General features: G+C 60.3%; 21 protein-coding genes. 7 read left to right on the top strand and 14 right to left on the bottom strand.

Going from position 1 to position 23855, the window contains the following annotated elements:
• Window positions 1-51 precede the first annotated feature (51 nt).
• From FHT79_RS02555 to FHT79_RS02500, 12 genes are all read right to left on the bottom strand, one after another.
• Entirely contained in the window at window positions 52-1200 is a 1149-nt protein-coding gene (locus FHT79_RS02555) for a substrate-binding protein (RefSeq protein ID WP_183902948.1), read from the bottom strand.
• 29 nt (window positions 1201-1229) lie between these two features.
• Window positions 1230-2075 (bottom strand): nitrilase family protein, encoded by an 846-nt coding sequence (locus FHT79_RS02550; protein ID WP_028756476.1) that lies wholly within the window; start codon window positions 2073-2075, stop codon window positions 1230-1232.
• A gap of 188 nt (window positions 2076-2263) precedes the next feature.
• Window positions 2264-2887, bottom strand: a complete 624-nt coding sequence (locus tag FHT79_RS02545) for an ANTAR domain-containing protein (protein WP_028756477.1) — start codon at window positions 2885-2887, stop codon at window positions 2264-2266.
• Window position 2888: 1 nt separating this feature from the next.
• Entirely contained in the window at window positions 2889-4022 is a 1134-nt protein-coding gene (locus FHT79_RS02540; RefSeq protein ID WP_028756478.1) for a transporter substrate-binding domain-containing protein, read from the bottom strand.
• Between the two features lie 145 nt (window positions 4023-4167).
• A complete protein-coding gene (locus tag FHT79_RS02535) occupies window positions 4168-5616 on the bottom strand; it encodes a M20 family metallopeptidase (protein WP_183902947.1) in 1449 nt (482 codons plus the stop codon).
• A 134-nt stretch (window positions 5617-5750) separates the two neighbouring features.
• Window positions 5751-7295, bottom strand: a complete 1545-nt coding sequence (locus FHT79_RS02530; protein ID WP_028756480.1) for an ABC transporter substrate-binding protein — start codon at window positions 7293-7295, stop codon at window positions 5751-5753.
• A 24-nt stretch (window positions 7296-7319) separates the two neighbouring features.
• Window positions 7320-8183, bottom strand: coding sequence for a serine hydrolase (locus FHT79_RS02525; protein ID WP_028756481.1), 864 nt, complete (start codon window positions 8181-8183; stop codon window positions 7320-7322).
• A gap of 1 nt (window position 8184) precedes the next feature.
• The gene (locus tag FHT79_RS02520) at window positions 8185-9813 is read right to left on the bottom strand and encodes an ABC transporter ATP-binding protein (RefSeq protein ID WP_028756482.1); all 1629 of its coding nucleotides are present in this window, start codon (window positions 9811-9813) and stop codon (window positions 8185-8187) included.
• The gene (locus tag FHT79_RS02515) at window positions 9810-10628 is read right to left on the bottom strand and encodes an ABC transporter permease (protein ID WP_017992060.1); all 819 of its coding nucleotides are present in this window, start codon (window positions 10626-10628) and stop codon (window positions 9810-9812) included. Before FHT79_RS02515 ends, FHT79_RS02520 begins: the two co-directional genes overlap by 4 nt.
• Complete coding sequence (locus tag FHT79_RS02510; RefSeq protein ID WP_047615028.1) at window positions 10625-11569, bottom strand: ABC transporter permease; 945 nt, start codon at window positions 11567-11569, stop codon at window positions 10625-10627. The genes FHT79_RS02515 and FHT79_RS02510 overlap by 4 nt, the downstream gene beginning before the upstream one ends.
• A gap of 178 nt (window positions 11570-11747) precedes the next feature.
• The gene (locus FHT79_RS02505) at window positions 11748-12653 is read right to left on the bottom strand and encodes a LysR family transcriptional regulator (protein WP_028756484.1); all 906 of its coding nucleotides are present in this window, start codon (window positions 12651-12653) and stop codon (window positions 11748-11750) included.
• A 37-nt stretch (window positions 12654-12690) separates the two neighbouring features.
• Window positions 12691-13665, bottom strand: coding sequence for a LysR family transcriptional regulator (locus FHT79_RS02500; RefSeq protein ID WP_183902946.1), 975 nt, complete (start codon window positions 13663-13665; stop codon window positions 12691-12693).
• A 39-nt stretch (window positions 13666-13704) separates the two neighbouring features.
• Here FHT79_RS02500 and FHT79_RS02495 point away from each other — a divergent pair, with 39 nt between their 5' ends.
• Complete coding sequence (locus tag FHT79_RS02495) at window positions 13705-15078, top strand: MmgE/PrpD family protein (RefSeq protein WP_183902945.1); 1374 nt, start codon at window positions 13705-13707, stop codon at window positions 15076-15078.
• 69 nt (window positions 15079-15147) lie between these two features.
• On the opposite strand, the gene yghX is transcribed toward FHT79_RS02495, so the two are convergent.
• The gene (yghX, locus tag FHT79_RS02490; RefSeq protein ID WP_028756487.1) at window positions 15148-16035 is read right to left on the bottom strand and encodes a YghX family hydrolase; all 888 of its coding nucleotides are present in this window, start codon (window positions 16033-16035) and stop codon (window positions 15148-15150) included.
• A gap of 319 nt (window positions 16036-16354) precedes the next feature.
• Between yghX and FHT79_RS02485 the strand changes: the two genes are divergently transcribed.
• The 5 genes from FHT79_RS02485 to ugpC all read left to right on the top strand — a co-directional run bounded on the left by FHT79_RS02485 (window position 16355) and on the right by ugpC (window position 21767).
• A complete protein-coding gene (locus tag FHT79_RS02485) occupies window positions 16355-17512 on the top strand; it encodes a Gfo/Idh/MocA family oxidoreductase (protein WP_097544667.1) in 1158 nt (385 codons plus the stop codon).
• Window positions 17513-17525: 13 nt separating this feature from the next.
• Complete coding sequence (locus FHT79_RS02480; RefSeq protein WP_047613282.1) at window positions 17526-18410, top strand: sugar ABC transporter permease; 885 nt, start codon at window positions 17526-17528, stop codon at window positions 18408-18410.
• A complete protein-coding gene (locus FHT79_RS02475) occupies window positions 18407-19264 on the top strand; it encodes a carbohydrate ABC transporter permease (RefSeq protein WP_097630913.1) in 858 nt (285 codons plus the stop codon). Before FHT79_RS02480 ends, FHT79_RS02475 begins: the two co-directional genes overlap by 4 nt.
• A gap of 73 nt (window positions 19265-19337) precedes the next feature.
• Window positions 19338-20543, top strand: coding sequence for an ABC transporter substrate-binding protein (locus FHT79_RS02470; RefSeq protein ID WP_047613511.1), 1206 nt, complete (start codon window positions 19338-19340; stop codon window positions 20541-20543).
• 90 nt (window positions 20544-20633) lie between these two features.
• Window positions 20634-21767 carry a sn-glycerol-3-phosphate ABC transporter ATP-binding protein UgpC gene (gene ugpC / locus FHT79_RS02465; protein ID WP_097630912.1) on the top strand — a complete coding sequence of 378 codons (1134 nt, stop codon included), beginning with the start codon at window positions 20634-20636 and terminating at the stop codon, window positions 21765-21767.
• A 332-nt stretch (window positions 21768-22099) separates the two neighbouring features.
• Here ugpC and FHT79_RS02460 read toward each other — a convergent pair whose 3' ends face one another.
• Window positions 22100-23221: an NADH:flavin oxidoreductase gene (locus tag FHT79_RS02460; RefSeq protein ID WP_132573337.1), complete on the bottom strand. Its 1122-nt coding sequence runs from the start codon at window positions 23219-23221 to the stop codon at window positions 22100-22102.
• Window positions 23222-23322: 101 nt separating this feature from the next.
• Here FHT79_RS02460 and FHT79_RS02455 point away from each other — a divergent pair, with 101 nt between their 5' ends.
• A complete protein-coding gene (locus FHT79_RS02455) occupies window positions 23323-23745 on the top strand; it encodes a helix-turn-helix domain-containing protein (RefSeq protein WP_097630910.1) in 423 nt (140 codons plus the stop codon).
• The last annotated feature ends 110 nt before the right edge of the window (window positions 23746-23855 follow it).

The following is a 23855-nucleotide window of genomic DNA, read 5'->3' as shown; positions in this document are numbered from 1 at the left end:
TTCTAGAACTCCGATGCTGGAGGCGGGGCGCCCTGCCCCGCCACGCTGGTTTCAGAGATTCGGGCACTGATCGCCGGGATCGACGTCCTTGAAGCTATCGACGACTGCAACGCTGCCGTCGTCCTTGACCTGGCCAAGATACATCGTCAGCGGCGCGTGGTGCTGCTTGTTCATGGAGATCTTGCCGCGCGGACCGGTGAAGGAGACGTCAGGAAGGGCTTTGAGCACGTCCGCCGTATCCGTGCTGCCGGCCTTTTCGACGGCTGCCTTGTAAAGGTAGATCGCTTCATATTGCGGCACGGAGAGATCGTTCGGCGTGCGCAGTTCCTTGCCGAACTTCTTGTCCATGGCCGAGAGAAAAGCCTTGTTTTCCGGGCTGTCGATGCCGGTGACGTAGGAGGCCGAAAGGAAGATGTCCTTGGCATCCGCGCCCATGCTCTTGGCGGTGCCTTCGTCGACCGCGAGATTGCCGTAAGGCAGGGTGACGCCAGACGAACGCAACTGCTTGGTCAAGGTCACGTTCGGTGCGCCGCTGGCCGTCGAGGTGATGATCGCATCGGCGCCGGAGGAGCGGACCTTGGAGATGATGGCCGTCCAATCGCTGCCGTCGATCGGCAGATATTCCTCGCCGACGATCTGAGCACCGGCTTTTTCGATATAGCCCTTGGCGAAGGTCAGCATGCCGCGTCCGAAGGCATAGTCCGAACCGATCAGGAAGAACTTCTTTGCGCCCTGTTTGCTGATGAAATTGTCGACGACAGGCGGCACCTGCTGTTCTGGAACCCAGGCATCGACGAAAAGATTGGCGTTGCAGGATTTGCCTTCGTAGAAGGACGTGTAGATGTATGGCACCTCACCCTTGGAAACGATCGGCAGGCCGGCATTGCGCGCAGCACTCGTCTCCATGGAGATGATGACGTTCACCTCCTTCTGGAAAACCAGGGAATCGAAGGCCTTTTGCGCGCCGGCCGCCCCTGATGCATCGTCGGCGATCTCAAGCTCCAATGGCCGCCCGAGCACGCCGCCTTTGGCATTGATTTCTTCGACGGCGAGCTCCGCAGCTTGGACGACGGACGGCGCAACCACGCTGTTTGCGCCTGAAAGCCCGACCGGCACGCCGATCTTGATCGGATCCTCGGCGAAAGCTGCGGTGGCGAATGCCGCAGATGCCAGTGTAAGGATTATGGTTTTCATTTGCATTTTGTTCCCCTTTCTTGAGTGGATTGACATTACCCGTAGACATCGGCTCGGCGGTCGCCGAGCAGATGATTGAAGCTGTTGAGCGTGCGGGTTTCCGTCACGCTCGACAGATCGATTTGCGCAAGGAGGATTTCCTCGCGATCGGCACTGGCCGGACCGGAGATCGGCCAACCCTGCGGGCCGACGATCAGGCTGCGGCCGATGAAGGACTGGCCGCGCTCGATGCCGATCCGGTCGGCGCAGGCGATGTAAAGGCCATTGGTGTGGGCGGCCGCCTTATGGAGGATATTGGCCATCGGCTCGGGAACGCCTTCGGCACCGGCCATCGGGACCCAGTTGGTGGGCACGCAGACCAGCTCGGCGCCGGCCAGGGCCAACTGACGAAACGTTTCCGGAAACCAGCCATCGTAGCAGATGGCAATGCCGATACGGCCAAAAGGCAGGTCGAATATCGGCAGTCCGAGATCGCCTTTTCTGAAAAGACGGTTTTCGTTGTTCCACAGATGGAGCTTGCGGTATTTGCCGATATATCCCTCGGGGCCGCAAAGAAGAGCACTGTTGTAAAACCGGTCGCCATCCTGCTCGGCAATGCCGCTGACGATGTAAAGGCCAAACTCCTCGGCAAGGCGGCGGAGCGTCTCGGCACTCGGGCCGCCGGGTACCGGGCCGGCCAATGCGGCAACCTCCTCGCCGTCACGGAAGGTGTAGCCGCTATCGGCCAGTTCCGGCAGAACGACGATCTCCGCGCCTTGGGTCTTCGCCGCCTTCGCCAGCCGCTCGATAGCCGCGAGATTACCGGCGCGATCACCGATGATCGGTTCGAACTGGACGGTTGCGACGGTTACCGCCCGTGCGGTTGAGGTCTTGACACTCAATCTTGTCTCCAAACGCAAAAAACCTCTGGCACGGAATTCAATCCGTGAACCAGAGGCTACATAGCCATGATGTGAATGCGGCAGCCCTGCCGCTGAGCAAACCTGCTCGTTGTCTTTAGGCTTGCACGAAAGAATGTGACCGTCAAGCCGCGTCAGCAGGCATTTTCAGCGACGCAAGTGCTGGCAACTTAAGGTTGAGTTTTTGCGCCGATGGAAAGTCCGAGGCTTTTCATGGTGTCTTGCGCGGCAATGATGGATTCGGCGATCGTCGCCATCGGAACGCGCTTTGACGTCGCCTGATCGCGCAAGAGCTTATAGGCCGCGGCCTCGTCGAGACCATTCATGGCCCGCAGCGCTGAAACGGCTTTTTCGACCAGCCGGCGACTTTTCAAGGTTTCCTCGAGTTTCTGCACCTTGCCGGCGAGCCGCTTTTCGTAGCTCTGCCGATAGCGTGCAAGCGCAAATTGCGTCAGGATGCCGAGCGGCCGCAACGGTTTGCTGATAACGCCGTGGGCGTTGAGATCGATGATCGCCTGGAGGGCTGTCGGGCTCTCATAGGTCACGATGGCGATGATCGCCGTCTGCTGGAGGTCGATGATCTCAAGCGCGTGCTCGACATGCACATCCTCGACATGCAGGAAGACGGTGTCCACGTCGGGAGGCAAGGCTGGCGGAAGCGGCCAGGTGGCCCGGACCTCGCAGCCAAGGCGCTTGAGGTGAGCGATCAGCACGTTGCCGTCCTCGTCACGCGGATGGACAACCAGAACGCGTGCGCGCCGCAGATCCTGAACGATCCTGCTCGGTCCCGCCATCTCAGGCCTCCAGCCAGACGTCTTCGAACCTCGACGCCGTCAGATACGGGTCCGGCCGGATCGGGCCAGGCGCCTGCCAGGCAATGTCGAAAAGCCCATCGGCGCGCGCCACGCCGATGCGGGGATGCAACCAGAGGTGGCGGGTATCGGCGTCGAAGTTGATCCGGCCCTCTGGAGCAAGATAATCTTCCAGAAGGATTTCTTCGGAAATACGATGGGTCTCGAGCGAGCCGGCCCGGGCAAGTGCGCGGGCGAAAAGGTGAACCTGCGCATAGGCCGGCTGCGACCAGACGCTCGTGGTGAAGTCCTGGCCGAAACGGGCTTTGAATGCCCCCACGAAGCGCTCGTTCGCCTCGTTCTCGACCGTCTGGAAATAGGTCGCCGAAAGAATATGGCCGGTGCAGGCGTCGGCTCCGATCTCGCGAATCTCACTCTCGGCCATGGTCAGGCTGGCAATCGGAACCCGCGTCCGATCGATTCCGGCCTCGGCATACATGCGGTAGAAACGCTGCGCCGGCCGGCCGATGATCGTCGAGAAGATGGCATCGGGCTTGAGACGGACGATATCGGAAATCACCGAACGCAAGGTCTGTTCGTCGGCATGAAGAGGAAGATATCGCTCGCTGACGACTTCACCGCCCTTTGCCTCGACCACATCCCGCATGACCCGATTGGATTCGCGCGGATAAATATAATCCGCGCCGACGAAGTAGATCCGGCGTCCATGGTGGCGCAGAAGGTATTCCGCAAGCGCGAAGGTGTTCTGATTGAGGGTGGCGCCGGTATAGACCACATTCTCCGAATATTCGAAACCTTCGTACATCGACGGATAAAACAGCAGTCCGTTGTGCCGTTCGACGATCTGCAGCACCGCCTTTCGGCTGGCCGACATCGAGGCACCGAAAATGATATTGACGTCGTCATCGGCGAGCAGGCGCCGGGCCAGATTGCGATAGGCGGTTTGGTCCCCGCCCGGATCATAGGCGATCGGAACGATGGGCTTGCCAAGCACGCCCCCCGCCGCATTGACTTCCTCGATCGCAAGTGCGGTGCCAAGAAAGTGCTCGGTTTCCGTAATTTCGCTAATTCCGCTTCTGGAAAACAGCACTCCCACCCGCCATTCGGAGCTTGTCATCTTTGCCTTTTCCGACGTGTTGGAGGTTCGAAAGCGGTGAATGCCTCAGTTCCGCGCTTTCGACTTCCATACCCTTAGTGCTTTTTCATGGGATCCTGCAAGCGGGTGCGATGCAGGTCGTTGTCACAGCAGACGGAGACGGGAACTACCGGCCATGAACCGTTGCGGGCATCACATTGTCGGGGATCGGACATGTATAGGCTTTGCCGCTGGTCTTTTCTCGCCACTCGTCCGTCGCGGCTGCCAGGAGGTCGGGTGACGACATCAATGCGAGCCCCGTTGTCGCAAGCGTCTTGGCCGCATGTGCCATGGCCTTGTGCGCGGCCGGGCTTTTTCCCTGTGCGACGACCTGCCAGGTATGGGGATTGGTGCCGATCGCCCAGGCTGGCGCCCAGCATTGCGCGGTCGGCGTCACCCAGCTGACGTCGCCGACATCGGTCGATCCGGCCCGGAAATGCGATTGTCCTTCGAAATCGCGCAGACCGGTGTGCAAGGGCGTCGAGCCATCGACCTTGGCATTGGAGAACACATCACCCTTGATCTGATAGAGGCGGATGCTGCTCCTGATTGCTTCCTCAGTGAAGGTATCCTGGATTTTCCTGGCGAAGGCGATGTCGGCCTCGTCGAAGGCTATCGGCCCGAGCGCGACCATGTTCTCGTGCATTGCCGTTTCCAGCGTGATGTTGGGAAGAAGGTTCGTCGAGGCGGTGTCGAACACGATCTCGACCTCGGTTTCGGTCATCGTCGCCGCACCTCGTGCAACTTTCTCGACGCGCCCGGCAAGCTCAAGCGCCTGCGGCATGTCGGGCGCCCTGATCAGATAGAGAACCTCGGCGCTGGCCTGCACGACATTGGCCGCCCTGCCGCCGGTGTCGGTGATCGCGTAGTGAACGCGGCAATCCTGCGGCATGTGTTCCCGCAGGAAATTGACGCCGACATTCATGAGTTCGACTGCATCGAGCGCCGAACGGCCGAGATGGGCGCTGTTGGCGGCATGCGCCGCGACACCCCTGAAGCGATAGTAATATTCGAGAACGGCAAGATTGTTCGTCGAACGAACACCGTTGAACGGAGCCGGATGCCAGGTCAGGGCGGCATCGACATCATCGAATGCGCCGGCGCCAACCATGAAGGTCTTGCCGGAACCGCCCTCCTCTCCCGGGCAGCCGTAATAGCGCACCGTCCCGGGCAGATTGTTCTCCTTGAGGTGACGGGCAAGCGCAACCGCCGCCATCAACGACCCGACACCAAGCAGATTATGCCCGCAGCCGTGACCGGTTGCTCCCGCCGCCTGGGGAAGAGGCTCAGCCACGTCGGCGGTCTGGCTCATTCCGGCCAGGGCATCGAATTCGCCGAGGAAAGCAATCACCGGCTTGCCGCTGCCGGATTCGCCGATGAAGGCCGTTTCCATGCCTGCGACGCCGCGGCGCACGGCAAAGCCGTTTTCCTCGAGTGCCCTGGCCAGCAATTGCGACGAGCGCCGCTCCTCGAACTTCAGCTCCGCGAAATCCCAGATACCGTCGCTGAGGGTGATATAATCCGGTTTCATCTTTTCGATCGTCGCGGCAATGGAGCTGATCGCGTCAAGATTCATGGCATTTCCTCGCTGTCTGTCCTGCCGCCACAGGGATGTGTTTCACCGGACCCGGCAGGGCTGCCTGCCGGCTCTCCTGTTCACTGTCGAAACGGGATCGCGGCGCCCGACCCACCGGGCGCGGCCGTTCAGGCTCAATTGTCGAGCGAAACTTCCCAAAGACGGGCATTCGATTGCCAGACGGGCTGGCCCTTCAGCTTCTTGGTCGCGCCCCAGACATCGACCATGTCATAGAGGAAGATGCCCGGCATTTCCTTGAGCATCAGCGTGTGAAACTCGTCGAAGATCGCCTGACGCTTCGTCTGGTCGGGCTCCCCATAGGCCGCCTTCATCAACTCGACCGCCTTCGGGTCATCCCACATCAAGGAAGCGTTCTTGTCCTTGTTGCCGACATAGAAGCCGTACATCAGCGCCGGATCGAGCCGCGGCGCGACCGATTGCGAGATGATCTGGTAGTTGCCGGAGCGGCGACGATCGACCTGCGTCGCATAGTCGAGCACCTCGATCTGCACGTTGAGACCTGCCTGCTGCATCATGGCCTGCGCCATCACCGCGGCCGGGAAGCTTGGCACGTTGCTGCGCTTGTTGGCGATGATGGTAATCGGCTCGCTCTTGTAGCCGGCGGCCGCAAGCTCCTTCTTTGCCGCCTCGATGTCGTAGGGCAGGCGTTCCTTCTGGACATCGTCGAAATAGAGCGAGTCTTGCGAAACCATCGAACCGTTGGCGGTGCCGGTGCCATTGGAGGCTGCCTCGACGAGCTGGTCGAGATCGAGTGCCATCGCCATCGCGCGGCGCACGCCGGGATTGCTCAGAACCTTGTCGCGCGTCTGGATGTAGAAGAGGTTTTTGCCGTTGTTGCGCGCCACGATCAGTTGCATCGTGTCGCTCGTCTTGAATTCGGGAATGAGATCCGGTGAAATCTCCGCGGTATCGAGCACGCCGGACTGAAGGCCGGCCTTTACGGTCGAAGCGTCGGGAATGACCATGAACTTGATGCCATCGACGAGAGGGCGTTTCGAGCCGACCATGCCGTCGGGTTTGCCGTCGTTCTGGGGCGAGACATAATCGTCGAACTTGGCGAGATGGATATATTCGCCCTTCTTCCATTCATCCCATTTGAAGGGACCGGTGCCGATCGGCTTGATGAAGCTTCCGTCCGCACCGACCGATTCCGGGGAGATGATCCCGGTGTAACCGCATTCGGGGCGCGACATCAGGCCAAGAAAGACCGCGGATGGCTTTTCCAGCGTGATGGTGACGGTCGAAGTATCGACTGCCTTGACCCCGGTAACATGCACGCTGCCGCTGCCGTCGAAGTCAGGAAGGCAGGTCCATTTCGTTTCGGGCTTGAGATAGCGGTTCCAGTTCCACACGACGTCATCGGCGGTCAATTTCTTGCCGTTGTGGAATTTGACGTCGTCACGCAGTTTGAAGCTGTAGCTCAGCCCATCCGCCGAGACTTCGAAGCTCTTTGCCAGCAGCGGCTTGACCTCGCCGTTGTTGGCATAGCCGACGAGCCCTTCGACAATATGCAGGATGACGCCATCGGTATTGCCGTCGCGATTGACGCCTGGATTGGCGCTGCGCAAATCGGAACTTTGCGCCACGACGATATCGCGGGCATCGACCACGCCGGCCATCGCCATCAACATGGTGCCTGCGAGAAGAAGCTTATGCATTGTTCTACCCTCTTTTATGGATTGTTAGGATCGGAGTTCATCCCAGCAGGCGCGTGAAAGCCTGCCGATGGTTTCGAGCGCGACCGTATAGCCAGGTGTGCCGTCCGGCATTTCCTGCGGCACGTCGTCGGTATAGGCGGCGATGATGTAGAAGGGGGTCCCGTCGCGATAGACGATGCCGGCATTCATGCGGCCGCGCTTTCCCGTGCCGCCCTTGTGGGCGACGAGCACCCCGAACGGCAGCCGGGAAGGAATGGCATAGCGCAGGATCTGGTTCTTCAGGGTTTGAAGCGCGTAAGCGCACAGCGCCTGCGAGCAGCCGAGCCGGTCCGCAGCGTCCCGCGAATCCTGCGCATCCAGGATGGTCTGCAGCAGATAGACCTGATCCCGCGCCGTCGTCGTGGTGACGGCCTTCAAGGAATGATCGGGCGACAGCGCCAAGGGAGGGATGAGGAAGCGATGGTTGGTGCCTGTCATGCCGATCGACTTGCAATAATTGTCGACCTCTTCGAGCGTCAGCCTTTCGAAGACCATCTTGGTGCAGACATTGTCGCTCAGCACCATCATGCCGGTGATGGCATCGCGCAGCGATAGGACGATTCCGGGGCTGAGATAGCGGAACATCCCGCTTGCCACTTCCTCGGCGAAACGCTTTTCGTAGGTAATCCGTTCGTCCAGATCCAGGCGGCCTTCATGCGCGGCCTTCAAGGCTGCCATCATGATCGAGGTCTTTCGGGTGCTGGCGGAGGGCGTTTCCTCGTCCGCGCCTCTGCCGATCGTTTCTCCGCTGCCGAGCGCACGCACCATGAAGCGTGTCACGAAAGGCTGGGCATCGCAGATCGCATTCAATCGCTCCGCAAGCTTTGCGGATTCAATCATCGTCGTCATGTCAGTTCTCCAGGCGCCATTTGAGGATCACGCCGCCCTGAGCATTGTGGTCCAGAGCGGGGATGGCCGAGAGAAGCCGTTGTGTGTAGGCCTCCTTCGGGCTGTCGAAAACCGTATCGCGGTCGCCCTGCTCGATGATCCGGCCGTCCTGCATGACGACGACACGATCGGCCACCTGTTCGACCACGCCGAGATCGTGGCTGATGAACAGGCAGGAAAAGCCGTAGCGTTTTTGCAGATCGGACAGGAGTTCGAGCACCTGCGCCCTGACCGTCACGTCGAGGGCCGATACCGGTTCGTCGGCGATCAGGAATTTCGGCCGGCGCGCAATGGCCCGGGCAATCGCCACGCGCTGACGCTGGCCGCCCGAAAGCTCATGCGGGTAGCGCCCGGCGTAGTCGGCCCCAAGCCCGACTTCCTCCAGCGTCTCCAGGGCGCGCTTGCGCTTTGCCGCAGCGTCGAGATCGGGAACGAGCCGCAGCGCTTCTTCCACAAGCGCGACGATGGTCATGCGCGGATCGAGCGAGGAATAAGGATCCTGGAACACCATCTGGCAATTCAGCCGATAGTCCATCCAGTTGTCGTCGCGGCTGCGTCCCCTGAACCGGATATCGCCTTCGCTCTCCCGGACCAGTCCGGCAATGGTGCGGCCGAGCGTGGTCTTGCCGGAACCCGAACCGCCGACCAGTGCCACGACTTCGCCCTCGTGGATATCGATGCTGACGCCATGCAGCGCCCGCTTTGGCGTTGCCTTCTTCATCAGCGACCGCCGGCCCGGATAATCGACGACGATATCCCGTGCCGAGACCATCGGCGCCTTGGTCTTGTCGATCGTCCGGGTCTCTCCGCGGAACGGCAGGGAGCAAAGCAGTTTCTTCGTATAGGCACGCTGTGGTGCGTCGAGCAGATCGGCGGTGCGTCCTTCTTCGACGATCACGCCCTTTTCCATGACAACGATGCGGTTGGTGTAGCGGGCAACCATCGGCAGGTCGTGACTGATCAGCAGCACGGCGGTGCCTTCCGCCTGCGTCAGTTCCACCATCAATTCCATGACATCGCGCTGGATCACGGCATCGAGCGCCGTCGTCGGCTCGTCGGCGATCAACAGCGCCGGTTTCAGCAGCATGACCGATGCCAGCATGATGCGCTGGCGCATGCCGCCCGAGAATTCATGCGGATAGGAAGTGAGCGCCCCGGCGGGATCGCGGATCCCGACCCGGTTCAGCACGTCAAGGATCCGGCTGCGCCGCTCTTCCTGCGAAAATTTCGTATGCAGCTGCAACCCTTCTTCGAGTTGGCGGCCGACGGTCATCGAGGGATTGAGCGAGGTCATCGGTTCCTGGAAGACGACACCGATTTCCGCACCGCGCAATTGGCGCAATTGCGCAGCGCTCATCGCAAGCACGTCGCGTCCCTTATAGGCAACGGAGCCGCCGATCACCTTGATCGGCGCCGGCAGCAGCGAGATCAGGGCGCGTGTTGCCAGCGTCTTGCCCGATCCGCTTTCCCCGACGATGCCGAAGATCTCGCCTGGCGCGATGTCGAAGCTCACGTTCTTGACGACCTGCACACCGGTGCCGGCGACCTGAAGCGACAGGTTGCGGACATTCAAAAGCGTTTCCTTGGTCATTTCAGTCCCCTCATCCGCGGATCAAGCTTGTCTCGAAGAGCGTCGCCCAGAAGATTGATGCCGAGGAGCGTCAGGGCGATCGCCAGGCCCGGGAAGAGACCCAGCCAGACCGCCTGCTCGATGAATGGCCGGCCGGCGGCCAGCATGTTGCCCCAGGTGGGCGCCGGTGGCGGCACGCCGAGGCCGAGAAAGCTGAGCGCGCTTTCCGAAAGGATCGCCCAGCCGAACATCGAGGTCGCAAGCACGGTGATCGGGGCGATGCAATTGGGGAGGATATGGCGGAACATGGTGTAGAGCTCGCCATTGCCCATCACCTTGGAAGCCTCGATGAACTCCCGCTCGCGCAGCGACAGAACGGCACCCCGGACAACCCGGGCCATCGAGGGCGAATAGGCAATGCCCAGCGCGAAGATGATGCCATATTGGTTGGCGCCGAAGACGGCGAGCAAACCGAGCGCCAGCAAAATGCCCGGAAAGGCGAGAAGCGCATTGTTGACGGCCATGATGACTGCATCGATCCAACCGCGGGCGTAACCGCTGACGAGACCGATCAGCGTGCCGCAGACCGTCGCGAATGTGACCGTCAAGGTGCCGATCCAGACGCTCGCCCGGGCGCCGACGATCAGGCGGCTGAGTACGTCGCGGCCGAATTCGTCGGTTCCGAGCCAGTGGGCGCTGCTTGGCGCCGCCAGCCGCGCGGTGAAGCCGAGCTTCATCGGATCATAGGGGGTCCAGAAAAGGCCTATCGCAGCGGAGATGAGCAATGCGGCAATCAGAATGCTGCCGATGAAGCCGTTGAACGTGACGTTTTTCATTCGGCGACTACCCGCGGATCGAACAAGGGATAGAGCAGGTCGACGACCAAATTGACCAGCACATAGGAAAGCGAGACGAACAGCAGACACCCCTGGATCACCGGGTAATCGCGGGCAAAAATACTGTCGACCATCAGTCGCCCGAGTCCCGGAATGGTGAAGACCGTCTCGATGACGGCAATGCCGCCGAGCAGATTGCCGAGGATCAGACCGATGACTGTCCAGGTCGGGCCGAAGGCATTCTTGAAGGCGTGCCGCCAGAGGACGGCGCTTTCGGAAAGCCCCTTGGCCCGGGCGTGGGTGATATAGTCGAGACGCAGCACTTCCAGCGTCGAGGCGCGTGCCATGCGGATCAACACACCCATCTCGTGAATGACCAGAGTCATGATCGGCAGCACGAGATAGAGCAGGCCGCCGGTGAGGTTGCTGCCGATCGAGACATAGCCGAGCACCGGCAGCCAGCTGAGTTTCAAGCCGAAGAAAAGCAGAAGCAGGAGGCCGAGCCAGAATGTCGGGATCGACAGCAGGATCGTGGCCGTGCCGACCAGCGCAAGGTCCGTCAAACTGTTTTGCCGCCAGGCGGCGATGACGCCGGCCGGCACGGCGATGAGGCTTGCCAGAAGCACGGCGACGACGACGACTTCGGCGCTGACCAGAAAACGTGAAGCGACGAGCGGCAGCACCGCCTCGTCATTGACGATCGAGCGGCCGAAGTCACCCTGCACGACATTGGCGGTCCAGATCAGGAACTGCTCAGGCAGCGATTTGTCGAGGCCGAGTTCCGAGCGCATTGCCGCGATCTGATCCGGCTCAGCCATATCCCCCAGCATCAGTGCCGCCGGATCGCCGGGTATGAAGCGGATCAGGGTGAAGACAGTCACCGAAACGAGGACGATCGTCGGCAATGCCATCAGCAGGCGGTTTAGAACGAATTTCAGCATTTTTGTTCCCCGCGATGGGCGACGGACTGTGCCCGGCGCCATCGGTTTCGTTGCCGCAGACTATGATCGAATGAAGAAATATCCGCAATATTATGCGATTCCGTCATAAGTCTATGCGGAATACGACCGCAACCAAAGCGACTGCGTTCGCGCAAGGCTTCAGGCTAATAGCTTAATTTCAAACGTCTTTTTGCGAAAGCCGGATCTGTCGCTTCAAGGCGTCGCTCAGAGCGTGGGCAGCAATCGAGAGTGGCGTCCCGACCGCCCTCGCCAATCCGAATTCTTGGGTCGCGCGTGGCACGAAAGGACGGTGAACCACCGGCAGGTGGCGATAGAGATTGGCATAAAAGCTGCTGATGATCGTGACCCCAAGGCCATGCGCGACATAGGAACAGGCGGAACTGTTGGTATGTGTCTCGATCTTGACGATCTGCTTGATGCCGGCTCGCCGGAAGGTCTGGTCGAGCGCCATGCGATTCGGCCGTTGGCGCCCGATCAGAATGAGAGGAACGTCGCGCAAATTCTTGACCGTGATTTCCTCCAGTTTCGCAAGAGGATGATCCTTCGGAACGACGCAGACGCTTTCGCCGGTGGCGACGCGCTCGACCTCGATGCCCGGTCCGCTCTCGCCCTCCATGCGCAGAAAGCCGAAATCGATCACCCTCTGCTCGACAAGCTTGTTGATCGCAGTCGTCGTCTCGAAGAAGGTCTCGATCCGCACACCGGGGAAATCCCTGATATAATCGACCAGCATGGCCGGCGCGAAATGCTCCCACATGCTGCTCGGCAGGCCGATGCGGACGATCTCCGGACCGGCGGCGCCGCTTCTTAGGTCCTCCGCATGACCCGACATCCGATCGACCGCCAGCAAGATGTTCTCGGCATCGCGGGCAAGAAGCAGGGCCTCGGGCGTGGGAATGAGACGGCCTTTGTCGCGCACAAAAAGCGACATCGAAAGATCCGCCTCGAGCTGCTGGAGGAGGCGGCTGACACCGGACTGGCTGAGACCCATCGTCTTTGCCGTGGCAATCGTCGACCCCGTCGCCAGAAGCGTGCGCAGGACTTCCAGTTGCTTGATATTCATGCGTTTGCGATCCCCCGGGACAGTCCAAGCACCGTCATCATGCCCAGTCCGAAATGCTTTGAAGGAAGAGGCTGGCGGCCTTGGGCATCGGAAATTTCTCGCCGCTGATCAGCGCGTAGGCAACCGGCAGTTCCGGTTCGAGCGGGATGAACTGCAGCGGCAGCGTCGCATATTCGCGGGCGATGATCTCACCGACCAGCGCAATGCCGAGCCCTTGGGCGGCCAGAGCGCAGGCACTCGCCACCGAATGCGCCTCGAGCAGGGGGCGTTGGCGGATGCCGGCGTTGTAGAACAACGCCTCCAGCTCATGGCGAACCGGCCGCTCCCTGTTCAGCATGATCAGATCCTGCCCCTTCAGCTCGCCGACCGACAATAGGCGGCTGCCGGCCTTGGGATGATCATTATGCAGGACGCAAACAATCCGCGACGACAGGATCTTCTCCTGTTTCAACCCCGGGCTCATCAGTGGCAGCCGCGCGAAACCGAGATCGGCTTCGCCGTCGGCCACCATCCGTTCGATTGCCAGATAGCTGCCGGACGCGACTTCGACGCGCATCGGACCATTGGCGGCGAGAAAATTCTTCACCAGCTTCGGAATGCGCGTCGAGGAAAGGCTGGAGGGAAAGGCGAGCCGCAGCATGATCTCGCGCGACCGACCGCTCTCGAGCTCCATCGCCGCGGTTTTCAAGGCGCGCAGCCGGTCGGAAATGGCCCGGATTTCCGGGCCGAGCTGCAGCCCCTCGCGGGTCGGTTGAAGCCGGTTCTTTTCCCGTTCGAAAAGCCGGACGCCGAGATAGTCTTCGAGTTGCTGCAGCAAGCGGCTGGCGTTCGATTGCGAGATCCCGAGCTCGACGGAAGCGGCGATCGTCGAGCCCGTCGCGGCGATGGCGTCATAGGCCTCGATATGCTTCAGGCTGATCGCCGCACTCGTGTCTCGCGCCATTCTATCTCCAATGTCGATAGCCCTACCCGCGATCCGCATAAGATTGCGGAGCTGCGGAAAGTTGAACATTTTCCGCCGAGAACCAAACTCACGGAAAGACTTTCGTCAATGGCCACCATTCTCCGGAAGATCGCGGAACAGGTCCTGTCGCGAACAACGTTCTCAGACGTCGCCATGGAGCGGGCAAGAGATGCTGCGGTGGACACCATCGGCTGCATGATTGCCGGCCGGGGCGATGAGAGCATTGCGGCACTCATTCGCGCCTTCGACGGGGAAATCGCCGGAGGCGGCGAAGCGCGGCTCGTCACCGGCGGCTCCGCCTCGCCCTCTTTCGCCGCACTCATCAACGCAACCGCGGCGCATGCGCTGGATTTCGATGACAATTTCCATCCGGCGAGGGCGCATGCTTCCGCGGTGCTGGTGCCGGCGCTGCTGGCGGTTCTGACCAGCGGCAAGGTGACGAGCGGAAGACGGTTTCTCGAGGCCTACCTCGCCGGGCTGGAAGCGCAGGCGGCGGTCGGCTTTGGCGTCAATCCCTCTCACTACAACAGGGGCTGGCACGCGACAGCGACGGTCGGCAGCATCGGGGCTGCGGCTGGCGTGGCACGGCTTCTCGGCGCCGACGAAGAGAGACTCGTCGCGGCGATGAGCCTGGCGACGAGCTTCGCCTGCGGCCCGAAAGGGCAATTCGGCACGACCGCCAAACCGCTTCACGCCGGCATTGCCGCGCGCCATGCCGTGGACGCGGCGCGCATGGCGCTGGCCGGCATGAGCGGGCGGCCGGATATCCTCGAGCGGCCGCAAGGTTTCCTCGATCTCTTCGGGGGCAATGATGCCAAGGGCTGGCAGGGCCTGACCTTCGAGGAGGAACATGTCATCGAAAGCCGAGGCGTGGTGACCAAGCGCCATCCCTGTTGCGCCTCGACCCATCGCGCCATCGACGCGCTTCTGGATCTGAAGCAGGAGCGTGGGCTTCTGGCTGGCGACATTGCCCGGATCGAGACAAAAGTCGGCATATCCGCTGCCCGCAACCTCGCTTATCCCGACCCCATCGATGAGATGCAGGCCCGCTTCTCGATGCAATATTGCCTGGCGACAGCTTTCCTCAAAGGCTCCCTTAGCCTTTCGGATTTTACGCGGCAGGAGATTGGGCGGCCGGAAATCCGGGAACTCATGCCGTGCATCGAAATGCAGTCCTATTCGGCCGAAGAGGAAAAAGGCGTGGAGCGCCTCCCGCACGTCGTCACCGTCACGACGCGCGATGGGGGCATCTTGAGCAAGTCTCGCTTGCATGCAAAGGGATCGCTCGAAGCGCCGATGAGTGTGCATGAACGCGAAGTCAAGTTCATGGACTGCTTGCGCTGGGGAAATCGGAATGTGTCCGAGGCCTCTTTCCTGCAGCTTCGCAAGCTTGCCGATTTTGAAAACCTGTCCGGCGACGATGCCGTCTGGAGACTGATCACCGACCATCAGTCGCCTTGACAAGCCACGGCGGCGGATCGGCGGCGGGGAAAATCTCCCCGCCAACATCAACGTTCAGGCCGCGGACTTCTAGGCGAGGTATTTCGTAAACCAGTCGACCGTTCGCTGCCAGGCGAGCTTGGCTGCCGCTTCGTCGTAGCGGGGGGTGGAATCATTGTGAAAGCCGTGATTGACGTCGGGATAGATGTAGCCCTCGAATGTTTTTCCCGATGCCTTCAGCGCAGCTTCATAGGCCGGCCAGCCTTCGTTGATCCCCTTGTCCAGCCCGGCATAATGGAGAAGCAAGGGCGCCTTGATCTTCGGCACGTCCTCGGCGCGCGGCTGCCTGCCGTAAAAGGGCACGGCTGCGGCAAGTTCCGGATAGGCCACCGCCGCGGCGTTGGCGACGCCGCCGCCATAGCAGAAGCCGGTGATGCCGACCTTGCCGGTGGTGAGATCGTTATGCATCAAAAATTCGACCGCCGCGAAGAAGTCGTTCATCAGCTTTTCCGGGTCGACCTTCTGCTGAAGCTCCCGCCCCTTTTCGTCATTGCCGGGGTAGCCTCCGACCGACGTCAGGCCATCCGGGGCAAGTGCTACGAAACCCGCCTTTGCCACGCGGCGCGCCACATCCTCGATATAGGGGTTCAGGCCCCTGTTCTCGTGAACGACCACCACGGCCGCAACTTTGCCGGTCACGTTTTTCGGGCGGACGAGATAGGCGCGCACATCTCCATTTCCCTTTGGCGAGGGATAGGTGATGTATTCGGCTGATATATCGGGATCGGTGAACTCGACCTGGGTCGCCAGCGCATAGTCAGGGCTCAGCGACGCAAGAATGGCGGCGGCCGTCACGCCGCCGACGGCGAATTTGCCGGCCCGGTCGAGAAACTCACGCTTGGTAATTCTCCCGTGGGCGTAATAATCGTAGAGTTCGAGAAGTTCCTGAGGGAAATCCTTGGCTGTCATACGCGTCATGATGGCTCCTCCTGCCTCCTTGTTCTCGCACCATCCTACACAGGTAAGCTCGCGACTCTTTTCAACATTTCGCGAGTTTCGCGTGAGCTTGTCGGCTGGGGCAACCGGCGCTGGATGACTGACTTGGCTTCGGGAGGATGCGCGCCAACGTCCATCTGGCGAACCGCGTCCGCCCAGTTGTTGCAAGCAATGGGCCGCCGGCTATCGATCTATGAAAATTAATTTCATACTCGCGCTTTGAGGCCCGTTTTCTATTGACGCCTCTCGATTTTTGTCCCAACTTAAAGAAAATAAATTACTAAATGGGAACTTGATCGGCATGAAAGTGGGAATCATTGGGCTAGGATTCCGGCTCGGCTATCTCGGCTATGTTTTCAAGGCAATCGATAGCAGCTTCGACATTGTCGGCTATGTGGATCCGGAACCCGCCGGACTTCCCGGATTGACGGAAAAGGGCATTTCAGTCGGCAAGGCCTATGGTTCGCCGGAAGAACTCCTCGCTTCCGAAAAGCTCGATCTGCTGATGATCGGCTCCCCCAATCACCTCCATCTCGACCATATCAGGCTCGGCCTTCAGGCCGGTCTCAAGGTCTTCTGTGAAAAGCCGATCGTCACGACCATCGCAGAAAGCATCGAGCTTGCCCATCTGATGGCAAAATTCGGCCACGAGCGGCTGATGGTCGGTCTCGTGCTGCGTTATTCCCCTCTTTATAAGGATCTCCGCGCCATCCAGGCCGAGGGCAAGCTCGGTCAGATCGTGTCGATCGAGGCCTCCGAACATATCGAGCCTTATCACGGCGCCTTCTTCATGCGCGACTGGCGCCGCTATGAGCGTTACTCCGGCAGCTTCATGCTGGAGAAATGCTGCCATGACCTTGATCTTTACAATGGCGTCGTCGGCGCACGGCCGGAACGCGTCGCCAGTTTCGGCGGCCGCAAGAGCTTTACTCCGGCCAACGATCCGGCGCGCGAGGGCATCAACGACCTCGAACTTTTTCACCGCAAGCCGAGCGGATGGATGGGCTCGGACAAGGTCTTCGACAGCGATGCCGATATCATCGACTATCAGGTGGCGATCGTCGAATATGCCAATGGCGTCGGCATGAACTTTCACACCAATCTGAACGTGCCCGACCAGTTCCGCCGTTTCGCCATCATGGGGTCGCGCGGCATGGCCGAAGGCGATTTCGTGCGCGGCTATCTCGACGTTCACGAACAGCTGACCGGCAACAAGGTGGTCGAAAACAAATATGCCGCCACCGAGCTCTCCCAGCATTACGGCGCCGATGAACAGATGGCGAGCGACCTGCTTGAAAGCGTGCGCACCGGGCTCGAACTTCCCGTTTCCACGCTGAATGCGCTCGAAGCCGGCATTCTGGCTCTGGCGATGGACGAGGCGAGGATGAAGAAAACGGTCGTCGATCTCAGACCGATCTGGGACCGTTTCGACGAAGCCCTTCACGCAAGAGCGGCTTGAGGAGAGCGGCAAGATGAGTGTTCAAAGAAGCACGGTCATCTTCGCCTGGATCCTTCTTCTCCCGGCTGTCCTCTATGTTCTGGCGATCGTCGCCTATCCGCTGGTCGATACGTTCATTCTCTCCTTCACCGATGCATCGCTGAGGAAGACCACCAATTGGGTGGGCTGGATCAACTACGAGAAGATCTTCAATGAGCGGTTTGCGGAAGTCATCTTCCGGACCTTCATCTGGACGTTCTTCTCGGTCGCCCTGAAAATGGTGATCGGCACCTTCGGCGCATGCATGCTGAATGCGGCGGTGCCGGGGCGCTCATTATTCCGGCTTTTGACCATGCCGCCATGGATCGTGCCGATGGCCATTGGCATCTTCATGTGGGGCTGGATGTATAACGGCCAGTTCGGAATGATATCAGGCCTGTTGCAGCGCTTCGGTCTCGTCGACGGCCCGGTCGCCTTCCTCGCCTATGGCAGTACCGCCTTCTGGGCAACGATCATCACCGATGTGTGGATTGGTGTGCCGCTGGTGACGATCTACTTCCTGGCGGCGATCCAATCCATTCCGAAGGATCTCTACGAGGCTGCCTGGACCGACGGCGCCGGCCGCTGGTACCGCTTCCGCCGCATCACCCTGCCGCTGATGGTTCCGGCGATCATCACCATGTCGATGCTGTCGCTGATCGCCACCTTCAACTCGTTCGACATCATCTGGATCCTGACGCAGGGCGGACCGAGCGGCGAGACGACGACGATGATCATCGATACCTATCAGACGGCGATCGGTTCGAAGAAATACGGGGAAGGTGCAGCGCGCGCTGTGTTGATCTGCATCTTCCTGTCGCTCTTCTGCTTCGCCTATTTCCGCGTCACCCGCCGTCTCAATCCGGAGAAGCGCGCATGAGCAGTGCCTCCATGATCGACCGTTACCGCTGGTGGGAAATCATCCTGATCTATTGCGGCATCGCAATGTTTCTGTTCTTCGTGCTGTCGCCCTTCGTCGAGGGCTTCCTGGTGTCGCTGAAGCCGCTCGCCCAGCTCTTTTCCTCGCCCTACCGCTTCTGGCCGGAGAACGGCTCGTTCGAAGCCTACCGGACAATGTGGATCAGCGTGCCGGGCTTCGGGCGCTATATCTTCAACTCGTTCTTCATCTCGATCATCGTCACGCTGATCGTGCTCTGCCTCGTCATTCCGGCGGCTTACGCCTTCGCGAAGTTCGAATTCAAGGGCATGGGGATCCTGCTCGGCGCGTTCCTGACGGTGAACATGTTCTCCGGCGCCGTGCTGTTGATCCCGCTCTTCCGGCTGATGCGCAGCATGGGCGTGCTCAACACCTATCTCGCCATGATCGTGCCGGGCGTCGCCTTCCTGATCCCGTCGGCGATCTGGCTGTTGCGCACCTATATGATCCGCATTCCACAGGAGCTCAACGAAGCGGCCTACATGGATGGCGCCAGCCATTTCTACACGCTGCGCCGTGTCATCCTGCCCATTGCGATGCCGGGGATTATCGTCGTCGCCATAACCACCTTCATCGGCGCTTACGCCCAGCAATTCATCTTCGCGCTGACGTTCAACTCGAAGAGCGAATACATGCCCTTGCCGGTGGGGCTCTTTGCTTACTTCGGCAAGCAGGAGGTCATCTGGAACGAACTGATGGCGGCTTCCTTCGTCGGTATCGCGCCGGCGATGGTCGTCATCTTCTTCCTTCAGCGCTACCTTGTCGGCGGGCTGACCGCCGGTGCGGTGAAACAATAAGACCAAAAAACGAGTGAACAGCTAACACAAGAATGGGAGTCACGACGTGAGCATTACCATCAAGACAGGCCTGATGGCCCTCGCCTTGCTCGGTTCGACGGCATTGACCGCAGTCACTGCCCAGGCGGCCGACAAGGAAATCAGCTGGATCTATTGCGGCGACACGATCGACCCGGTCCATACCAAATACATCAAGCAGTGGGAAGAAAAGAACGCAGGTTGGAAGGTCACGCCCGAAGTTGTCGGCTGGGCGCAGTGCCAGGACAAGGCAACGACGCTCGCCGCCGCCGGCACGCCCGTTGCCATGGCCTATGTCGGCTCGCGCACGCTGAAGGAATTCGCGCAGAACGACTTGATCGTCCCGGTGCCGATGACCGATGACGAAAAGAAGAGCTACTATCCGCACATCGTCGACACGGTGACCTTCGAGGATACCCAGTGGGGCGTCCCGATCGCTTTCTCCACCAAGGCGCTTTACTGGAACAAGGACCTCTTCAAGCAGGCCGGCCTCGATCCCGAGAAGCCGCCGAAGACCTGGGCTGAGGAAATCGAGATGGCCAAGACCATCAAGGAAAAGACCGGCATTCCGGGCTTCGGTCTCTCCGCCAAGACCTTCGACAACACGATGCACCAGTTCATGCATTGGGTTTACACCAACAACGGCGCGGTGACGGATGCCGAAGGCAAGGTCACGCTCGACAGCCCACAGATTCTCGCCGCACTGAAGGCCTACAAGGATATCGTCCCCTACTCCGAGGAAGGCCCGACGGCCTATGAGCAGAACGAAGTCCGCGCCATCTTCCTCGACGGCAAGGTCGCCATGATCCAGGCAGGATCGGGCGCCGCCTCCAGGCTGAAGGAGACGAAGATTGCCTGGGGCATTGCGACGCTGCCGCTGGGTCCCGACGCCAAGGGGCCCGGCACGCTGCTGATCACCGACAGCCTGGCGATCTTCAAGGGTTCGGGGGTCGAGGAGAAGGCGACGGAATTCGCCAAGTTCATCACCTCGCCCGACGTCCAGTCGGAATACGAGCTGCAGGGCGGTGCCGGCCTGACCCCGCTGCGCCCGTCGGCAAAGGTCGACGAGTTCGTCGCCAAGGATCCTTACTGGAAGCCGCTCATCGAGGGTATCAACTATGGTGGTCCCGAACCGCTCTTCACCGACTACAAGGGCTTCCAGAACTCGATCATCGAGATGATTCAGTCGGTGGTGACGGGCAAGGCCGAACCGGAAGCTGCGCTGAAGAAGGCTGCCGGCGAAATCGAAGCGTTCAAGTAAACCGCTTTGGACTCTTTGGGATCGCGGGTGCACAGCCCGCGATCCCTCCCCGATCGAATGTGCGACAAGGCCGCCGGTGGAGACAGATTTTTGGGACAGCTCCTTCTCAACAAAGTTCAGAAGTTCTATGGCGACTACGAAGTTCTGAAGGGCGTGCAGCTCGAGGTGAGGAACGGCGAGTTCGTCGTCTTCGTCGGCCCGTCAGGCTGCGGCAAATCCACCCTGCTGCGCATGATTGCCGGTCTCGACGCGACGAGCGCGGGCGATATCGTTATCGATGGTATCAGGGTCAATGACCTGCCGCCGGTCAAGCGCGGCATCGCCATGGTGTTCCAGTCCTACGCGCTCTATCCGCACATGACTGTTTTCGAAAACATTGCCTTCCCGCTTCGCGTCGAAAGGATGGAAGAGGAAAAGCTCAAGGCCAAGGTGGAAAATGCCGCCCGCATCCTTCACCTCGAACAGCGGCTGCAGCAGAAACCCGGCATGCTCTCCGGTGGCCAGCGCCAGCGCGTCGCGATCGGCCGCGCCATCGTGCGCGAACCGAAGATCTTCCTGTTCGACGAGCCGCTTTCCAACCTCGACGCAGCACTGCGCGCCGACATGCGCATCGAGCTTGCCAAGCTGCACAGGCAGTTGAAGGCGACGATGATCTATGTGACGCACGATCAGGTCGAGGCGATGACCATGGCCGATCGTATCGTGGTGCTCGATTCCGGCGATATCTCGCAGACGGGGGCGCCGCTGGAGCTTTATCACAAGCCGGCAAACCAGTTTGTCGCCGGCTTCATCGGCAATCCGAAAATGAATTTTCTTCCCGTGACCTGCAAGGGCGTCAGCGCCAATGGCGTCGAGGTTGATTATCAAGGCCAGACAGCCGTTCTGCCCGTGACGCCGCGTGACGGCATGGCCGGCAAGGCATTGACGCTCGGCATCCGGCCGGAGCATATCCAGCTCGGCGGCGGCGATATCGTCTTTACCGTGACGCCGACGGTCATCGAGCGCCTCGGGGCAAATACGGTCGCTTACGCCTCGCTGAACGGCGAAGCCGAGAATTTCTGCGCCATGCTGCCCGGCAGCGTCGGCATCCGCGCGGATGCGCCTGTCGCAACCGGCATCAATGCTGCGGACTGCCACCTCTTCGACGAGGCGGGCATTGCCTTCGAGCGGCGCGTGGAACTGACCGAAATCGATATGAACCTGATCAATCCGACGGCCGCTTGAGCCGGCTCGGTGTCGGCGAGCGCGATCTCGGCAAGCGTTGGGGGCATAATCGATGCTGTACAGAGGAAGGCATTGGTGGACTTGATGACTTACGCAGGCCAGCTCGTTCCCAACAGATCCAGACGCATCGCGAGGACGAAAGATCAAAGCGAGACTGCCAAAGGTCACTTGATTGCTGGGCCCTCTCGTTCGGTCAACACGCTTGTTGACCGCAGGCACCGGCGCTATGCAAGCCATTGTATGTGAGGAGTGGGCGTTGATCGCGCCCTTCATGTCAGCTCCGAGCAAGGCCGGTCGGCCGTGCAAATGGCCCATGCGCCCACCCCTTTGCGTCAGACCAACTCGGATAAGGAAGTTGGGTCGAACCCTTTCAATCCCGAAAAACCGCCGTCTTCAACTTTGGCGACCCAATTCGGATCAGTGAGCAGCGCGCGACCCACCGCAATCAGGTCGAACTCATTCCGATCCATTCGCTCGATTAAGCGATCGAGGCTAGCTGTGGTTGATCCCTTGCCGACGAAGGCGCTGGCAGTAACGTCGTTGTCAAGGCCCACCGATCCGACCGCGATTGTTGCGGCACCCGTCACTTTCTTTGCCCAGCCTGCGCCATTGAGACCATTCTCGCCGTCAATCTCCGGGAATTCCGGTTCCCAGAAGCGGCGTTGCGACATGTGAAGGACATCGACTCCCGCCTCGACCAACGGTAATAGCCAGGTCTCCATTTCTGCTGGCGTTTCTGCGAGGCGCACGCTGAAATCTTGTTGCTTCCATTGACTGACGCGCATGATGATCGGGAAGTCGGGGCCTACCGCTTCACGCATGGCGCTGACGATCTCGACCGCAAAGCGCGAGCGTTCCTTAATCGTTGGTCCGCCGTACCGGTCCGTCCGCAGATTGGTGCCCGCCCAGAAGAATTGATCGATCAGATAGCCGTGCGCGCCGTGGATCTCGATGGTGTCGAAACCAAGCCGCTTGGCGTCTGCCGCGGCTTTGGTGAAGGCTGCGATAGTATCTGCGATGTCCTCTTCGGTCATCGCCACGCCGCGCGCGTCACCGGGTGCGTCGAGACCGGACGGACTTTCCACCGGGGCATCGGGCTCCCAATTATTGATGTAGCGCGTCGCTCCCGTGTGCCAGATCTGTGGCCCCATACGACCTCCAGCACCATGGACAGCGTCAATCACATTCTTCCACCCCTGCAGTGCCGCATCGCCATGAAAGAACGGGATTCCGCTGTCGTTGCGGGAGGCAGGGCGATTGACCACGGTGCCTTCAGATAAGATCAGTCCGGCGCGACCTTCTGCCCGGCGCCGATAGTAATCAGCGCTCGCCGACCCCGGCACGCCTTCAGACGCAAAAAGGCGGGTCATGGGCGCCATGACGATGCGATTTTTGAGTTCAAGCGACCGGATCGTGAAGGGTCGAAACAGGCTGCTTGTATTGGGACTGGGCATCAGTAGAACTCCGTTGCGTTGAACGAAGCTACAGGTATATGAAGTAAACCTAGCGTCAATCAGGCACTTGAAGTCGCCTAGGTATATCGAAGGAAACCATCATGCTTGAACTGGAACCGCTCTGCTTTTCTTCTGAATGTCCGAGCCGAGCTCTATTCGATCAGATTGCTGACAAGTGGTCGATGATGGTGATCGCGGTTCTTGATGACGGACCGCAGCGCTTCAATGCCATTCGCCGCCGCTTGCAAGGCGTGACTCAGAAGGCTCTCACTCAGTGCCTCCGTCGCCTTGAACGGAACGGTCTCATAGCGAGAGAGGTAATTTCACTGTCGCCAGTGGCTGTACAATATCAGCTGACGCCACTTGGCCAGACGTTACGTGAACCCCTCCAAGAACTCCACAAGTGGACGTTGGTGAAACTGCCGGAGGTCGCCGTAGCAAGAGAAGCTTTCGACAGGAGTTCGCGGTCGGGCTGGACAACCCCTACCAGCCCGAATGTAAGAGCCAGCCGCAAATTAAGTTGAGTGATTTCAGTAATTTGTGATTCTCTGTGGTTTGCGAAGACTACGGAGGATCGAGATGGCCGGGACTGAAACCACTCGGGAGCACCATGACCGCAGGCACCTGCGCTATG

Source organism: Rhizobium sp. BK212 (genome assembly GCF_014197475.1).
Taxonomy (GTDB): Bacteria; Pseudomonadota; Alphaproteobacteria; order Rhizobiales; family Rhizobiaceae; genus Rhizobium; species Rhizobium anhuiense.
This window is presented reverse-complemented; position numbering and strand designations above follow the sequence as displayed.

Bases quoted from the DNA above. Each gene is read 5' to 3' on its own strand.
- FHT79_RS02515 (WP_017992060.1), bottom strand. From the start codon at position 10,628: ATGAAAAACGTCACGTTCAACGGCTTCATCGGCAGCATTCTGATTGCC.
- FHT79_RS02545 (WP_028756477.1), bottom strand. From the start codon at position 2,887: ATGGCGGGACCGAGCAGGATCGTTCAGGATCTGCGGCGCGCACGCGTT.
- FHT79_RS02555 (WP_183902948.1), bottom strand. From the start codon at position 1,200: ATGCAAATGAAAACCATAATCCTTACACTGGCATCTGCGGCATTCGCC.
- yghX (WP_028756487.1), bottom strand. From the start codon at position 16,035: ATGACGCGTATGACAGCCAAGGATTTCCCTCAGGAACTTCTCGAACTC.
- FHT79_RS02525 (WP_028756481.1), bottom strand. From the start codon at position 8,183: ATGACGACGATGATTGAATCCGCAAAGCTTGCGGAGCGATTGAATGCG.
- FHT79_RS02535 (WP_183902947.1), bottom strand. From the start codon at position 5,616: ATGAATCTTGACGCGATCAGCTCCATTGCCGCGACGATCGAAAAGATG.
- FHT79_RS02500 (WP_183902946.1), bottom strand. From the start codon at position 13,665: ATGTTCAACTTTCCGCAGCTCCGCAATCTTATGCGGATCGCGGGTAGG.
- FHT79_RS02495 (WP_183902945.1), top strand. From the start codon at position 13,705: ATGGCCACCATTCTCCGGAAGATCGCGGAACAGGTCCTGTCGCGAACA.
- FHT79_RS02455 (WP_097630910.1), top strand. From the start codon at position 23,323: ATGCTTGAACTGGAACCGCTCTGCTTTTCTTCTGAATGTCCGAGCCGA.
- FHT79_RS02470 (WP_047613511.1), top strand. From the start codon at position 19,338: ATGGCCCTCGCCTTGCTCGGTTCGACGGCATTGACCGCAGTCACTGCC.
- FHT79_RS02480 (WP_047613282.1), top strand. From the start codon at position 17,526: ATGAGTGTTCAAAGAAGCACGGTCATCTTCGCCTGGATCCTTCTTCTC.
- FHT79_RS02540 (WP_028756478.1), bottom strand. From the start codon at position 4,022: ATGACAAGCTCCGAATGGCGGGTGGGAGTGCTGTTTTCCAGAAGCGGA.
- FHT79_RS02510 (WP_047615028.1), bottom strand. From the start codon at position 11,569: ATGCTGAAATTCGTTCTAAACCGCCTGCTGATGGCATTGCCGACGATC.
- FHT79_RS02485 (WP_097544667.1), top strand. From the start codon at position 16,355: ATGAAAGTGGGAATCATTGGGCTAGGATTCCGGCTCGGCTATCTCGGC.
- FHT79_RS02530 (WP_028756480.1), bottom strand. From the start codon at position 7,295: ATGCATAAGCTTCTTCTCGCAGGCACCATGTTGATGGCGATGGCCGGC.
- FHT79_RS02475 (WP_097630913.1), top strand. From the start codon at position 18,407: ATGAGCAGTGCCTCCATGATCGACCGTTACCGCTGGTGGGAAATCATC.
- FHT79_RS02520 (WP_028756482.1), bottom strand. From the start codon at position 9,813: ATGACCAAGGAAACGCTTTTGAATGTCCGCAACCTGTCGCTTCAGGTC.
- FHT79_RS02505 (WP_028756484.1), bottom strand. From the start codon at position 12,653: ATGAATATCAAGCAACTGGAAGTCCTGCGCACGCTTCTGGCGACGGGG.
- FHT79_RS02460 (WP_132573337.1), bottom strand. From the start codon at position 23,221: ATGCCCAGTCCCAATACAAGCAGCCTGTTTCGACCCTTCACGATCCGG.